Consider the following 14,317-nt stretch of genomic DNA (forward strand, 5'->3'; position numbering starts at 1 on the left):
ATGAATAACAAATTTTCAACTTTAATTTTATGCATTTTTGCACTTGTTTTTTCGAGTTGTAGCAGTGACGATACACCTAGCGAACCCATAAAAATAGTAATTGAAGGAGCTGCGGTATCTCCAGAAGTTGGTGGGCCAAACGAGCAAAACCAAGTTTATATCGATTTAAGTTCTAATACAGCAACGGCTATCCAAAGAGATTCTTGGGATTTAGGTTTTTATTCCGGATCTGAATTTCGAGTTGTTATAAATGGGTCAATTTATATGGCTGTAGCCGAATTAAACGAAACCGACATTGATGCTGTAAGTTCAACGTCTACCGAAGTCCAAGATTTACAACCTTTAGTGGCTGTTGGTACATACCAAGCTGAAAACATTATATATGTAGATTCTCCAGAAGGTGCAATTACAAATACTGCCATTTCAGAAATATCTACTACCGATACAGATAACAAAGTGTATTTAGTAAACTTAGGAAACGCCGTAGGTACAGAGACTCCTGCTACAGGTAGTGTTTCTATTTCTGGAGATTCTAGAGGGTGGAAAAAAATACGTGTTTTAAAAAGTGGAGACGATTATGTTTTACAATATGCAGATTTAGATGCAGCAACTCATGAAGAAGTAACTATTTCTAAAGATTCTAATTACAACTTTACATTCTTTAGTTTTAATACAGAAACAATACTAAGTGTAGAGCCAGAAAAAACAAATTGGGATTTAAATTTTACCGTTTTCACTAATGAAATAGAAGGTTATGGATCTTACGGGTATTCCGATTTTGTTGTAAATAATGTAAAAGCAAATGCGCAAGTTTATATGGTGGATACAGACGTAGATGCTCTTACTTATGCCGATTTTACTTTAGCAAACGTTAATAGCGCAAATTTTAATAGCGACCAACGCGGTATTGGTAGTAGCTGGAGAAATGGTGGTGGCCCAGGATCTCTACCTTCTTTAAAAGACAATGTATTTTATGTGGTAAACGATACCGATGGAAACCTATATAAATTACAATTTTTAGCATTAACCAACGCTGATGGCGAGCGCGGTTACCCTGAGTTTGTTTATAGCCTGTTGCAATAGCAACTGTATTAGTACCAGTTATTTTAAGTTAGTCAAAAAAAAGCCACTCGTAAATGAGTGGCTTTTAATGTTAGTTTATGTTTTAACTAGCCATCATGCTCCCGCAAATCCCTAAGCTTACAATACAATAAACGGCGGCTAAAATAAAAAGAATCTTAGCAGCTTTTTTATGTTTTTTAAACACGATAAAGCCAATAATAGCCAGAAAAATTGCTGGCCCAAACATAATGGCTAGAATAAGGTATATTAAACCATCTAAATTTCCTACTTCTAAAAACATCATAATATTTCTTTTCTAAGTTCTTCTAATCTGGCCTTTTTATCATCACGATAAAATAAGTTCATGGTTTCAAAAGGTATAATTTTATTGTCTTTATCCACAATATGCACACAAGATTTTTTTATGGCACGCACATCAAAATTATAAGCATCAATAAATTGCATTATAATAACTCTAAACAAATTATCGTAACCCAAATTTGGCGCATCAATATTAGGTAAACAGCACATAATAGATTTTAAGTTTTCTTCGGCAACCTCTACAGAGTTTCCTGTACTGAATAACTCAACCATTTTATCTTGCAGCTGTGCATCTTGCTCGTAAATAATAGTGTTTTTGCTATTATCTAGCAAGTCGTTCGGGTTTATATATCGCGTTAACGGAAAAACTTCTTCACCCAATTTTAAAGCATAACCCATCACCAAAGCATCCGGATTACAAGGTACAGGCAACAAATCGTCAGGATTAAAAATATCGGTTTGTTCCATTATTTTCCGTCTCACTTCCGTTAAAGTCATTCTATCCGTTTCCGGATTAAAATTCTCCAGTCGACCAGCAATTTGCGTAGGTTGCAACGTGACGCCACGAATACATTTTTGTTTTAAAGCATAGTCTATAATTTTCCCAATTTCATGGTCGTTTAAGCCTTTTTGTAACGTAACCACCAATGTGGTCGATAGGTTTACAGCGTTTAAATTGGCAATAGCCTGCGCTCTAATATGGTTTAAATCTGCACCACGTAATTCCTGTAAAACGCTATTCTCAAAAGAGTCGAACTGTAAATAAATTTCAAAATCGGGTGAATACGTTTTTAATCGTTCCGCGAAAGCGATATCCTTAGCAATTTTTAGACCATTAGTATTCAGCATTAAATGCCTAATTGGTAACGATTTTGCATAATCCATAATCTCCCAAAACTGCGGATGTATAGTGGGTTCACCACCCGAAATTTGCACCACATCAGGCTCTTTTTCATTCCTAACAATAGTGTCTAACATCGCCTTAACCTCGTCTAAAGTACGGTGTCTGCCGTAAGTAGGCGATGATCCTGCATAGCAGGTTGGGCACGTTAAATTACAACGGTCGGTAACCTCCACAACCGTTAAGCAACTGTGCTGCTCATGGTCTGGGCACAACCCACAATCGTACGGGCAACCATAATCGGTTTTGGTGTTAAAAACATAAGGCGTTTCACTAGGTTTATTGTAATTCCGTATGTTTTTATAATACTCAATATCGTCGGCAATTAAGACCTTAGAATTCCCGTGTTCTTTGCAACGTTTTAGCATGTAAACGTTACCGTTTTCGAACACAATTTTAGCATCCACACGCTTTAAACATTCCGGGCATAAGCTTAAAGTAAAATCGTAATAAGTATAATTTCTAACAGGCATTTTCTTTGTTTTATAATAAATATTTGGGCGTTACCCGAAAAGGGTCGGGCTTTTCTCTGCAAGTCCTCGCACTTCCTTCGTCAGGCTGTGGGCTTTACGTTGCAATCCCTAACGCACTTTTTTGCCAACTTTTAGGCTAAAAATAGTGGTTCTGTAATACAGCAAACAAATTAAACATAATATTTGAATTGAGCTTAAACCAAAAACATAAAACACATTAGGTTTTAAGAATTCAATAAAAAACCTAAAGGCGAAATACAGAATCATAAACCATTTAAAAAGCATTCCGTTTTCTAGAGTTGCAGATGTTTTAAGCTTTTGTAAACCTATAAAAAGTAATATTAAAAACACCAATTCGTAAAGCGATGTTGGGTGTCTTAAAACGCCATCGCCTAAATCCATCCCAAATATCGAAGAGGTTTCATAACCATAGGTAAACTCGTTAATTCCGGAAAGAAAACAACCAATTCGGCCAATAAAAATGCCTAAAATTATAGGAAATACAAACAAATCGCCAGAGCGTTGCGTTTCGCCAACTATTTTTTTAGCGAGTTCTACACCAAGTAAACCACCAAATAAACCGCCCATTATGGTTTTGGCGTTTAGCAATTCTACCAGGTTTTCTCTTGAGAATTCCACCAAGGGGTTTTCTAAAAAACCAACCAAGCGGGAGCCAATAAGTGCACCCAAAGCAGCACCAAGAATTATAGATAAGCGGTTGGTGGTAGAAATAGCATCGGTACTATTGCGCCGTAAAAACAAGTAATACCGAAAACCAATAAAGAACGCTAAGTATTCTAATACTAAATGAACATTAATAGTATAGCCGAAAATTTCGGGTGTAAATGGAATTTGCAAAGGGTGATTTTTTTATAAATATAGCCGATTTTTTCAATTTAGGTTTTCATAATTCAGTTTCTAACTGTTTATGTTGGTTCAGTAATTAAACCTTTAGGGCCTTTTTAAGTCTTATTTCTTTAAAGGTTAAAGAGTTAATTCGAGGGAAAAGCCTTATATTAATTTTTTAAAACTAAACTAAGCCACACCAACTAACATGAAAAAAATATTAATCTGTTTTTTCACAGTAATCCTAACAATTTCATCTTTATTTTCTCAAGAAGAAAAAACTATTCCAGATATTGAAAAAATTTATGTTCATACTGATCGAAATACATATGTAGCTGGAGAATCGCTTTGGTATAAGGTATATATGGTTTACGCTTACAATAATGTTTTATACAACCATAGCAATATTTTGTATGTAGAATTAATTTCGTCCGATTCTAAAATAATGCTTCGAAACACCACCAAATTGATAGGCGGTTTAGGGCATGGCGATTTTAAGTTAACTGATGCTGCAGGAGTAAAACCTGGTAAATATCAAATACGAGCGTATACCAATTGGACTCGTAATTTTGGAAAAGATTTTGTATTCAAAAAAGATATAGAAGTTCTAGATGTTTTTAATGAGGTTACAGAAACTAGCAGTGAGGCAACAGCTGCAAATTCAGAAACAAATAATATCGATTCTACAGCAAGCGAAAAAGAAACTTTAAAAGTTCAGTTTTTTCCGGAAGGCGGATCGCTTATTCAAGATGTGCCTAGTGTTGTTGCTTTTAAAGCAGTAGATGTTTACGGAAACCCTATAAAAGTGCAAGGTAAAGTGTATGATTCTAACAACGAACTCGTAACTTTTTTTATGAGTATTCACGACGGTATGGGTGTATTTCAATTACAACCCGAGTCGGGTAAAACCTATTATGCTAAAATTACAGCTACCAACCATCCTGATATAGAAGTGCCGCTTCCTGCAGCAGATTCAAAAGGGATTTTGTTAAGTTATAGTGACATCAAAGGCAGAAGTATTATCACCATAAAAACAAACGAAGCTACGCGTTTAGCGCATGCCGAGAAGCCAATTATGTTGCGTTATAAATCTAGAGGACTTTTATATTTTGAGGAAAAACTAGAGTTATCGAGCACTAAATTATTGTTAGAATTGCCTCAAGCCGAACTTCCGGAAGGCATAAGTCAAATTACGTTATTCGATGGTGATTTAAAACCACAAAGTGAACGTTTGGTTTATGTAGAAAAAAGTAAAAATTTAAAAGTTGGTTTAACTACGGATAAAACATCTTATAAAACACAGGAGAAAGTTACGCTTAATATAACATCTATAGATAATTCTGGCGTGGCAGTTCCTGCAAGTTACTCACTAGCGGTAACCGATTTAAATGGCTCAAAAGATTTAAATAATAACGAAAGTAATATCAGTTCTTATTTTTTAATGGAATCTGATATTAAAGGTAAAGTGCATAACGCGGGTTATTATTTCGATACTAATAATCCTGCTAGACTACAGCATTTAGATGTGTTACTATTAACCCAAGGCTGGCGCGATTTTTTATGGAAACAAGAGCGAAAAGTTGTTGATAATCCAGATTTTAAAGTAGAAAAAGGAATTAATATTTCAGGGCACGTTAAACATCTTTTCTTACCAAAACCAATTGTTGGGAATACCATTTCTTTAACGTTGTTTAATAAAAGTATAGGGAGCTTAAATGAGATTACAGATTCATTAGGTATGTTTAATTTTGATAATTTAGATATTACAGGGAAAGCGCGAATTATATTGACCACTAAAAATAAAAGAGGAAAGAAAAACGGCATGTTTGTTTTAGACTCTATCTTTAAATCTCCAATGTATGTTGGTGCTATGCCTAAAGTTTCTAGCGTTAAATTTTCTCCAGAAATAAAGAGTGTAAAACAAAATATTTATAAAAAATATATTGAGTTTAACGTGATGCCCGAGAATGTTTTAAATGAAATTGAAGTCACCGGAAAAAAACAAGTAGTGGGAGAAGACATTAATATACACAGCAAAATGGCTAATGGATATGTTGTAGACGACAGTACTCCAAAATTTGCAAGTGTTTTTGAATTGTTAGAATACGCCATTCCAACGCTCGAAGTTGGTAATCGCGAAAGCATAAAGTTTACTAGAAACCCAGGAGCCGCATTAATACTAATAGATCAAAACCGCTTACTAGATCCACAACAAGAGGGATCGGATATGATTATTGCAATGTTAACGGATATTCAACCGGAAGATGTTTTAAAAATAGAATATGATAATAGCTCCGTTTCTACAATGATTTATGGAAACCAAGGAGCAAATGGTTCTATTAAGGTTTATACAACAAACAATTCGAATTCTAATTTTGGTAACGGTAACCCTAAAGAGGCCTTACAAACCATAAATAAACAGATAAAGGGGTATGATGAAGGTCGTGTGTTTTATTCGCCAAATTTGGAGATTATAGCCGATAGTAAAGATAAGAACGCGTCTATCCGTAACACCTTGTATTGGAATCCGTATGTGCATCCAGATAAAACTGGCGTTTTAGAACTTCATTATTACAATACTCAAGTTGAAACCGAAGTAAAATTAAGTTTAGAAGGTATTACGGCAAATGGTATTCCTGTTGTGGTAAAAACAATGTATTCTATTGAAAAATAGGTTGTTTTATGGAGATGGTCGATTTTTTAATTATACCATCCGTTTTCTTATTACCTTGATAGCATGAAGTTTATTGCTCTCTTAATCGTTTTTGTTTTTAGTGTAAGCACTGTTTTTGCACAAATTAGTGATGCTATAGAAGAGTTTGCATTGCCAGATGAGTTAAACGAATCTTCGGGGATAATATTTTTCAATAATAAACTACTCACGCATAACGATTCTGGTGGCGAAAACAAGCTTTATGAATTAGATGTTAATTCTGGTTTGGTTACAAGAACAGTTACTGTTTTAAATACTACAAATGTAGATTGGGAAGATCTTACTCAAGACGACTCTTATATTTATATAGGAGATTTTGGAAATTATGCAGGCGATAGAACAGATTTAAAAATTTATAAAATTAGTAAAACGGATTATTTAAACTCCACAAATGTTACAGCAGAAATTATCTCTTTTAATTATGCTGCTCAAACGAGTTTTACTAACAATGAAAATAATACCGAGTGGGATGCCGAATCTTTAATTTCCTTCAATACAGCAAATTTAATACTCTTTAGCAGAAACTGGATTAATGGCAATACCAGAGCCTATTTAATTCCAAAAACGGCTGGTAATTATGGGCTTAATCCGTTGCCTTCAACACTTAATAGTGGCGGATTAACCTCAGGTGCTACATACAATAGTGAAAGCAAAAAGTTGTTTTTAATTGGCTACACTCAGTTTTTGCAACCCTTTGTTTGGGAAAGCGAAAACTTTACAGGCATCGATGTTTTTTCGGGAACTAACACGCAAACATCATTATCTGCTAATTTTGGTTTCGAGCAAATAGAAGGTATTACGGGTAATGGTGACGGTAAGTATTTTATAACATCAGAGACTTTTAATAATTCCGGAATTTCCGATTACGGCAAGTTTATTTCTTTTTCAGAAGAAAATACACTATCAATAAATAATGATGGTGTTGCGGAATTTCAATTATTCCCAAACCCAGTAAATACGACGTTGTCTATTAAAGCAAACAACTTTCAAAAGGTAGAAATATTCAATACTAAAGGTGCTTTACTTCACTTGGGTAATAGTAAAACACTAAATATGCAAGCCTTTAATTTGGGTATTTATTTTGTGAAAATCACACAAAACAACAACACATCTAGCATCAAAAAGATAATTAAGAAATAAACATTAATTTTGCCAAAATTATCAATACACAAATCAATGTTTAAAAAATCTATTGCTGTTCTTTCTTTGTTCTTTATTTTAACTTCTTGTTGGAAGGATAAAAGCCCAGAAGATTTAATTCGATTAAAAGATAAATTCAAATCTCAAGTTGCTACGTTCGAAAGCAAAAAAGAAGTTGCAAACAAAAACGTAAACAAAGGTTTAGAGTCTTTGGGCGCTTTAAAGTTAGCTTTAGAAGATGCTAAAAATGAAGATAAAGAATTTGCTAAAGTTTATGGCGACTGGGAAAAAGTGGATAAACGCGTAAAAAACCTGAATAAAGAATACGAAGATTTAAAAACTAAAGCGGCTAATTTATTCACGGCAATGGAAACTCAAACCAATAGTTTAAGTGATCAAAAAAGTAAAAACACATTGTTATCGGCTATTAATAAAGCCAAAACAAAATATAATGGCACACTAGCGAATACCTCTAAAGCCATAGATAAATTAAAACTTTTACACAACGATGCCGTTGAGGTTGTTAAAGCTTTGGAAGTTGCTGCCGCATTAAATTCTTTCGATTCTATTAACGGACAAATGAAAAGTATTGAAGATCGTGTAGACGGCATTATGCAAGAACTAAACGTTGCCGTAGTAGAAAGCAAAAAACTGTACGAAAAGAAAATCACCGAACTAGGCGAGAATTAATTTAGGAAGAAAAACTTTAAAATCTATCCGGTTTTATAAAACCTTATACATTTAAGTAAAAAGCCTTAATTTTGCCCAAAAACAGAACCCATTGGTAAAAATAGATCACATAGAATTGCCCGATTTCCCATTGCTTTTAGCGCCAATGGAAGATGTTAGCGACCCGCCATTTCGCGCACTTTGCAAAGAACAAGGCGCAGATGTGGTTTATACCGAGTTTGTATCGAGCGAAGGTTTAATTCGTAACGCCGCAAAAAGCGTTATGAAACTCGATATTTACGAAAAAGAACGCCCCGTAGGTATTCAAATTTTTGGAGCAAACTTAGATAGCATGCTACAAACTATAGATATTGTGGCCGAGTCTAAACCAGATATTATCGATATTAATTTTGGTTGCCCAGTAAAAAAAGTGGTAAGTAAAGGCGCAGGAGCAGGCATTCTAAAAGATGTATGTTTAATGGAGCAACTTACCGCCGAAATGGTAAAACGCACCAATATTCCAATAACTGTAAAAACCCGTTTAGGTTGGGATCATGATTCTATTAGAATTGTGGAAGTAGCCGAGCGCTTGCAAGATGTCGGCTGTAAAGCCATTGCAATACACGGCCGTACGCGAGCGCAAATGTATAAAGGTGATGCCGATTGGAAACCCATTGCACAAGTAAAAAATAACCCACGTATGCATATTCCTGTGTTTGGAAACGGCGATGTTACCACACCAGAACGCGCTATGGAAATGCGAGACGATTACGGTTTAGATGGCTGCATGATTGGTCGTGCTACTATCGGGAATCCGTGGTTTTTTAAACAAGTAAAACATTTTTTTAATACAGGCGAACATCTTGCTCCAATAAGTTTAGAAGAGCGTGTAGAGGCGGCTCGCCGTCATTTACAAATGTCTATCGATTGGAAAGGTGAAACGCTTGGGGTTTTTGAAACCCGACGTCATTACACGAATTATTTTAAAGGTATTCCTCACTTTAAGGAGCACCGCATGAAAATGGTAACATCCGATCATTCCGAAGATGTTTTTGCAGCTTTCGATGAGGTTTTAGAAAAATTTGCAGGACATCAATTCACAGAATAAATTCCGCATTTAACTTATCAGTTTTTGGCAAATGGCAAGCCACCGCGCTATCCATTACTAGTTTTGGCTCGATGCGCGCCTCACCAAAAGCTAACCATTACTATCGCTTTTGCAATAACCTGCTAAGGTTTTTTGTAATACCTGTTGTTTTTGGTTTGTTTATTATAATAACGACGTTAGGAGAAGTCGCAAAAGAGAATGAAAGCTATACCCGACTATAGCTGCGACATCTCCTGTTGCCGATAATTAAAAATTTTGTACTACTAAACTAAGGCACCATTAGCGCCAATAACTTGGCCTGAAATCCATTTAGATTCATAGCTCGCTAAAAACACAACAACGTTAGCAATGTCAATAGGTTGTGCTAGTCTGTTAAAGGCATTCATACCACTTAGTTTGTCAATAAATTCTTGAGATTTTCCTTTTAAAAACAACTCGGTTTCTGTAGCTCCAGGAGCGATAGCGTTAACCGAAATACCGCGGCCAATTTCCTTAGAAAACACACGAGTCATTTGCTCAACAGCCGCTTTTGTAGATGAATATATACCGTAAGTAGGAAACATTAATTTTGCTGTACTCGAAGATATATTAATAATATTTCCGTTATCAGCCAGTTTGCTGTCGGCCTCTTGTAGTGTATTAAAAACACCTTTTACGTTTACATCAAATTGATTATTAAAATCATCTTCGGTGCAATCTTTTAGTAATTTAGAAGTCATAATACCTGCATTGTTTACTAAAACATCAATTTTGCCATAAGCCTCAATAGCTTTATCAAAGAGATTTACAACATCCGTTTTTTGGCTAACATCCGCTTTTACTGAAATAGCTGCACCGCCATTTTTAACAATAGTGTCTACTGTTTCTTGAGCTTCTGCTTCACTATTAGAATGGTTAACAATTACTTTTGCGCCATTTTTAGCTAACTGTATAGCAATTTCTTTTCCTATGCCTTTAGACGATCCGGTTACTAGTATAACTTTGTTTTCTAGATTCATAATGTATATTATTTTAGTGCAATGAGTTTATCTGCTATGTTTTTTAAATTAGATTCCGATAGTTCTGGTAATGCTGCTAATGGATATAATTGAGCTCCCGGACGACTAATAAAAGCGCCTCTCCAATTAGCCCAAAGTGCTCCGGCAATATCCCAGCCATGTGCGGCTACTAGCATGCATTCGTTTGGTTGTACGCCCATTTTTCTTGCGGCCCAATCGTAAGCATCTGCATGTGGTTTAAATTTACCCATATCTTCAATACTTAAGCGTTGTTCAAAATACTCGGTTAATCCTGCGTTTTTAAATTGCGTTTCCACACCTTTATTAGATGAGTTTGTGAAAGATACTAATTTGTAGCCAGCATCTTTTAAACTTTGTAATGCTTGTTTTACTTCTGGGTGTGCAGGAATAGAACGTAACGGTCCTAAAATAGCTTCTTTGGCTTGCGTTTCCGTAATAGAAATGCCATGGTTTGCCGCTACCATTTGTAATGCTGCAGCTCCAATAATTCCGAAGTCGTTATATTGTCTTCCTACGGTTGTAACTAAAGAATACTGTAACATGGTTGTAAACCAAAGCGGTAATAAATCTGGGCGATTGCCTAATACTTTACCAACACTTTCCTTCATGGCTGTTAAATCGAGTAGTGTTTCGTTTACATCAAAAAATAAAACTTTTGGTCGCTTGCTAGATGTTGTGTTTGCAGTTTCTGTATTTGTTGAGGCAAATGCTAAATGCGGTGCTGCTAAACCTACCATGGCCGATTTTTTTAGAAAGTCTCTTCTTTTGTTTGTTTCGTTTTTCATTGCAATTGTTGTTTTATAAAACATACTAATAGGTATGTTTTTAGTGTAAAAAAATATTAATGTTTAATTTGCTGTAGATAAATAGATAAGCCGCTCATGTACTCATCTAAAATAACATCGGTATCATAGAGTTTTCGAATACCACGCACGCCTTCAAAAGCACTTATTAAATATACAGCAACCGATGCGCTCGAGATGTTTTGTTTAATGCTACCTTCTGTTTTACCACGCTCTAATAACAGGATTAAGGCATCACGCCAATTATCTATTATTTGTTTTAATGCCATTTGGTATGCGGTTTCAAAATCGCCAATTTCGTTTATAAAATTGTTTGTTGGGCAACCGTGTTTTTTATCGTGTAGCGAGAAAGATTTTAACCTTTCAGAAAATGTATTTTCTAGTATATTTACAACATTTCCGGGTTGCTGTAAAGGTTCTATCATACCTTTAAAAACGCGCTCTTGTAGTTTTAAGCTTATTACGGCAAGACCCAATTCTTTTTTGTTTTTATAATGATGGTAAAACGCCCCTTTTGTGAGTTTGGTGGTTTTCATTATAGTATCTACACTTGTGGTTTTAAATCCGTTTTTATAAAACAGTTTAAACGACTCGTTAAGAATGGTTTGTTTTGTGAATTCCGATTTTTGCTCCTGTAACATATGACAAATGTATATAAAAAATACTAGTAGGTATGTTTTTTAACTTTTTCTGTTAATTTGTATGCTGTGCGGATAAAAATTATTTGTGGGTTTCGCTATTTGTTGGAAGGTAAACCTGCGAGAAGGATTGATGCGGCATCCTTTTTTGAAAGCTTAAAATAGCTTATACTTTAGGCTATGCCGAGTTTGTGTTAAAATAACTGTTGTAGAACGTTAACCAAAAGTGCTTACAAAAAAGATATAGCGGAAAGCCTGTTTGCCATTTTTCTTGGCAACTCGCCAAAATTATTTACACGGTTTTTACCATGTTTTTTGTAATACGTACCGATGCAATTTTTGATGCAATAATGCCTAAAACCGAGATGGTAATAAAAACGATAAATATGTTTTCGATACGGATGGCAACAGGATATGGCAGCGATGGCGTGATCATGACGAGGCTGAATTGTTGTTGTAAAAAGGTAATAATAAGTGCGGTAACGAGCCCGATAAGGCCACCAATAATACTCATTAAGCTACCTTGATAGAAAAATATTTTACGAATATCTTTTACCGTGGCTCCTATATTAAATAGGGTGCTTAAACTTTTCTTTTTATCGAGCATCATCATAATTAATGAGCCGATAACGTTGAAAAATGCAATGATGAGTACTAGGGTAAAAATGAGGTAAACGGCCAAGTTTTCGGTGTTTAACATTTTGTAAAGTGCATCGTTTAATTGTGCGCGATTTTTTACGGTAACGTTATCACCTAAAATGGCTTGTATGCTTTGTTTAGCTTGGGTTTCGTCTGCGTTCGGGTTAAGCTTAAACTCTATAGACGATATTTGGTTGTCTTGGTAATTAAGTAATCTTTTTGCTAAATCTATGGGTGCATAAATGTAGCCGTCGTTTAAGGTTTCGTTTATGTAAAATATACCAACATTTACTGCGCGAACGGTATTGAAGGCATCTTTTGTAGATGTTATTTGTCCTTTTCCAGGCTTGGGAACATAAATGTTTATAGATTTTGTAAAATCTAGAATGCCTAAAGATAAGTTTTTAGAAATGCCCCAACCCACAACAATTTCGTTTGTGTTTTGGTCTAACCAACTGCCCGTATCCATTGCAGAATCTATGTTTACAATGTTTTGAAAATTGCCATCTACACCTTTTATTTTAGCAATAGTAGTTTTGTTATTGCTAGTTATAAAAATGCGTTCTTCAATAATTTTAGAGTACTCGGCAACGGCTTCTAAATTATCGAGTTTTTCTGCGATAGCTTTAGTAAGCATAAAGGTTTTACCAACGGTGGTTTCGGCCTTTAAATCTGGGTCTATTTCTGTAGAAAACTGTAGTGTAAAATCTTTTAATCCGGCAAAACCAGAGAGCACAATAAATAAAGATGCAGCCCCGAGAATAACACCAATAATAGCAATGTTGGTAATAAAATTAATAGCGTTATTGCTGCTTTTGGAGCGCAAATAACGTTTTGCTATATATAGTGGGAAACTCAATCTACGATTTTTTTCTTTTGTCTAAAATATTAGGATCTTTGATAGGGTTTTCTTCGCCTTTTAAAGATTTTTCAATCTGGTCGATGTACTCTAAAGAATCGTCTATAAAAAACTCTAAATTAGGCATACGGCGCAACTGGTGTTTGGTACGTTGTGCTAATTCGTGGCGAATTAATGGTGTATTCGATTTTATGCCCTCCATAAGAGCAGGTGCTTTATCGTTAGGGAAAATGCTTAAATAGACCTTCGCAACCGATAAATCTACAGTAACCTTTACTTTAGATACCGATATTAAAACACCGCGCATTCCGCCCTGTGTGGCAGCTCCTTGTAGAACTTCTACTAAATCTTGCTGTAAAACCCCACCTATTTTTTTTTGTCTTTGACTTTCTGCTTCTTCCACTTTATAAAATGCTTTTAGATTGCAAAAATAAAGCATATTTAAAGATTATCTTGTTTTTCGAGGTGTATTTTAATATTTTCAGATTAATTTAGATAATAATTAACAAATTAACGCTTTCGCGGAAGGAATACAGACTCGTTTATTCTTTTTGTCTGGGAGGGATTATTTAGTGATATTCTTGCCAAGAGAATGTAAAAGAACTGCGTCGAAACAGATTTGATATTTTCTTTTGCATGTATTGTTAGAATAAAATTAAGCTTTTCGCATTCACAGAAATGAAAAAACAGGTTTTTAGATGAAAAAAATTGAACATATTGGCATTGCAGTAAAAAATTTAGAAGCTTCTAATAATTTATATTCAAAACTTTTTGGAGAGCTACCTTATAAAACCGAAGCAGTAGAAAGTGAACATGTAAATACATCGTTTTTTAAGGTTGGCGATAATAAAATTGAATTGTTAGAAGCAACCTCGAAAGATAGCGCAATAGCCCGTTTTATTGATAAAAATGGAGAAGGTATCCATCACATTGCCTTTGATGTTGAAGATATTGAAGCTGAAATTATGCGTTTAAAAAATGAAGGTTTTAGAATTATAAACGAGGTTCCAAAGCGTGGAGCGGACAATAAATTAGTTGCTTTTTTACATCCGAAATCTACAAATGGTGTACTAATTGAACTTTGCCAAGAGATAAAGTGATATTTTTTTTGGTTACATCTAAAATA

General features: G+C 34.8%; 14 protein-coding genes. 6 read left to right on the top strand and 8 right to left on the bottom strand.

The genetic code is table 11. From position 1 onward, the window contains the following. Complete coding sequence (locus BM246_RS06585; protein ID WP_074936658.1) at positions 1-1,083, top strand: HmuY family protein; 1,083 nt, start codon at positions 1-3, stop codon at positions 1,081-1,083. Positions 1,084-1,165: 82 nt separating this feature from the next. On the opposite strand, the gene BM246_RS06590 is transcribed toward BM246_RS06585, so the two are convergent. The 3 genes from BM246_RS06590 to BM246_RS06600 form a co-directional block, all read right to left on the bottom strand. Next, a complete protein-coding gene (locus BM246_RS06590; RefSeq protein ID WP_042496165.1) occupies positions 1,166-1,366 on the bottom strand; it encodes a hypothetical protein in 201 nt (66 codons plus the stop codon). Beyond that, complete coding sequence (locus BM246_RS06595; protein ID WP_074936659.1) at positions 1,363-2,757, bottom strand: radical SAM protein; 1,395 nt, start codon at positions 2,755-2,757, stop codon at positions 1,363-1,365. Before BM246_RS06595 ends, BM246_RS06590 begins: the two co-directional genes overlap by 4 nt. Before the next feature lie 108 nt (positions 2,758-2,865). Further along, positions 2,866-3,615, bottom strand: coding sequence for a prolipoprotein diacylglyceryl transferase (locus BM246_RS06600; RefSeq protein WP_074936661.1), 750 nt, complete (start codon positions 3,613-3,615; stop codon positions 2,866-2,868). A gap of 196 nt (positions 3,616-3,811) precedes the next feature. On the opposite strand from BM246_RS06600, the gene BM246_RS06605 reads away from it, so the two are divergent. From BM246_RS06605 to dusB, 4 genes are all read left to right on the top strand, one after another. Continuing rightward, on the top strand, positions 3,812-6,277 hold the full coding sequence (locus BM246_RS06605; protein WP_074936663.1) for a hypothetical protein: 2,466 nt from the start codon (positions 3,812-3,814) through the stop codon (positions 6,275-6,277). Between the two features lie 63 nt (positions 6,278-6,340). Next, positions 6,341-7,456, top strand: a complete 1,116-nt coding sequence (locus BM246_RS06610) for a T9SS type A sorting domain-containing protein (protein WP_074936665.1) — start codon at positions 6,341-6,343, stop codon at positions 7,454-7,456. 36 nt (positions 7,457-7,492) lie between these two features. After that, positions 7,493-8,146, top strand: coding sequence for a hypothetical protein (locus BM246_RS06615; RefSeq protein WP_042496155.1), 654 nt, complete (start codon positions 7,493-7,495; stop codon positions 8,144-8,146). Between the two features lie 91 nt (positions 8,147-8,237). Further along, complete coding sequence (dusB, locus tag BM246_RS06620) at positions 8,238-9,233, top strand: tRNA dihydrouridine synthase DusB (RefSeq protein WP_074936667.1); 996 nt, start codon at positions 8,238-8,240, stop codon at positions 9,231-9,233. Between the two features lie 263 nt (positions 9,234-9,496). On the opposite strand, the gene BM246_RS06625 is transcribed toward dusB, so the two are convergent. The 5 genes from BM246_RS06625 to rbfA all read right to left on the bottom strand — a co-directional run bounded on the left by BM246_RS06625 (position 9,497) and on the right by rbfA (position 13,630). Then, positions 9,497-10,231: an SDR family oxidoreductase gene (locus tag BM246_RS06625; protein ID WP_074936670.1), complete on the bottom strand. Its 735-nt coding sequence runs from the start codon at positions 10,229-10,231 to the stop codon at positions 9,497-9,499. Positions 10,232-10,239: 8 nt separating this feature from the next. Next, positions 10,240-11,037, bottom strand: coding sequence for a haloacid dehalogenase type II (locus BM246_RS06630; RefSeq protein ID WP_074937139.1), 798 nt, complete (start codon positions 11,035-11,037; stop codon positions 10,240-10,242). A gap of 56 nt (positions 11,038-11,093) precedes the next feature. Further along, the gene (locus tag BM246_RS06635; RefSeq protein WP_074936672.1) at positions 11,094-11,696 is read right to left on the bottom strand and encodes a TetR/AcrR family transcriptional regulator; all 603 of its coding nucleotides are present in this window, start codon (positions 11,694-11,696) and stop codon (positions 11,094-11,096) included. Positions 11,697-11,985: 289 nt separating this feature from the next. Next, positions 11,986-13,191 (bottom strand): ABC transporter permease, encoded by a 1,206-nt coding sequence (locus BM246_RS06640; protein WP_074936674.1) that lies wholly within the window; start codon positions 13,189-13,191, stop codon positions 11,986-11,988. A gap of 1 nt (position 13,192) precedes the next feature. After that, positions 13,193-13,630 (bottom strand): 30S ribosome-binding factor RbfA, encoded by a 438-nt coding sequence (gene rbfA / locus BM246_RS06645; protein WP_042502346.1) that lies wholly within the window; start codon positions 13,628-13,630, stop codon positions 13,193-13,195. 259 nt (positions 13,631-13,889) lie between these two features. Between rbfA and mce the strand changes: the two genes are divergently transcribed. After that, complete coding sequence (gene mce / locus BM246_RS06650) at positions 13,890-14,291, top strand: methylmalonyl-CoA epimerase (RefSeq protein WP_074936676.1); 402 nt, start codon at positions 13,890-13,892, stop codon at positions 14,289-14,291. Positions 14,292-14,317 lie beyond the last annotated feature (26 nt).

This window comes from Algibacter lectus (assembly GCF_900112395.1).
In the GTDB taxonomy this organism is placed as follows: domain Bacteria; phylum Bacteroidota; class Bacteroidia; order Flavobacteriales; family Flavobacteriaceae; genus Algibacter; species Algibacter lectus.

Excerpts from the sequence above, each read along its gene's own strand:
- BM246_RS06585 (WP_074936658.1), top strand. The coding sequence starts at position 1 with ATGAATAACAAATTTTCAACTTTAATTTTATGCATTTTTGCACTTGTT.
- BM246_RS06625 (WP_074936670.1), bottom strand. The coding sequence starts at position 10,231 with ATGAATCTAGAAAACAAAGTTATACTAGTAACCGGATCGTCTAAAGGC.
- BM246_RS06635 (WP_074936672.1), bottom strand. The coding sequence starts at position 11,696 with ATGTTACAGGAGCAAAAATCGGAATTCACAAAACAAACCATTCTTAAC.
- BM246_RS06630 (WP_074937139.1), bottom strand. The coding sequence starts at position 11,037 with ATGAAAAACGAAACAAACAAAAGAAGAGACTTTCTAAAAAAATCGGCC.
- mce (WP_074936676.1), top strand. The coding sequence starts at position 13,890 with ATGAAAAAAATTGAACATATTGGCATTGCAGTAAAAAATTTAGAAGCT.
- rbfA (WP_042502346.1), bottom strand. The coding sequence starts at position 13,630 with ATGCTTTATTTTTGCAATCTAAAAGCATTTTATAAAGTGGAAGAAGCA.
- BM246_RS06595 (WP_074936659.1), bottom strand. The coding sequence starts at position 2,757 with ATGCCTGTTAGAAATTATACTTATTACGATTTTACTTTAAGCTTATGC.
- BM246_RS06605 (WP_074936663.1), top strand. The coding sequence starts at position 3,812 with ATGAAAAAAATATTAATCTGTTTTTTCACAGTAATCCTAACAATTTCA.
- BM246_RS06610 (WP_074936665.1), top strand. The coding sequence starts at position 6,341 with ATGAAGTTTATTGCTCTCTTAATCGTTTTTGTTTTTAGTGTAAGCACT.
- BM246_RS06615 (WP_042496155.1), top strand. The coding sequence starts at position 7,493 with ATGTTTAAAAAATCTATTGCTGTTCTTTCTTTGTTCTTTATTTTAACT.
- BM246_RS06590 (WP_042496165.1), bottom strand. The coding sequence starts at position 1,366 with ATGATGTTTTTAGAAGTAGGAAATTTAGATGGTTTAATATACCTTATT.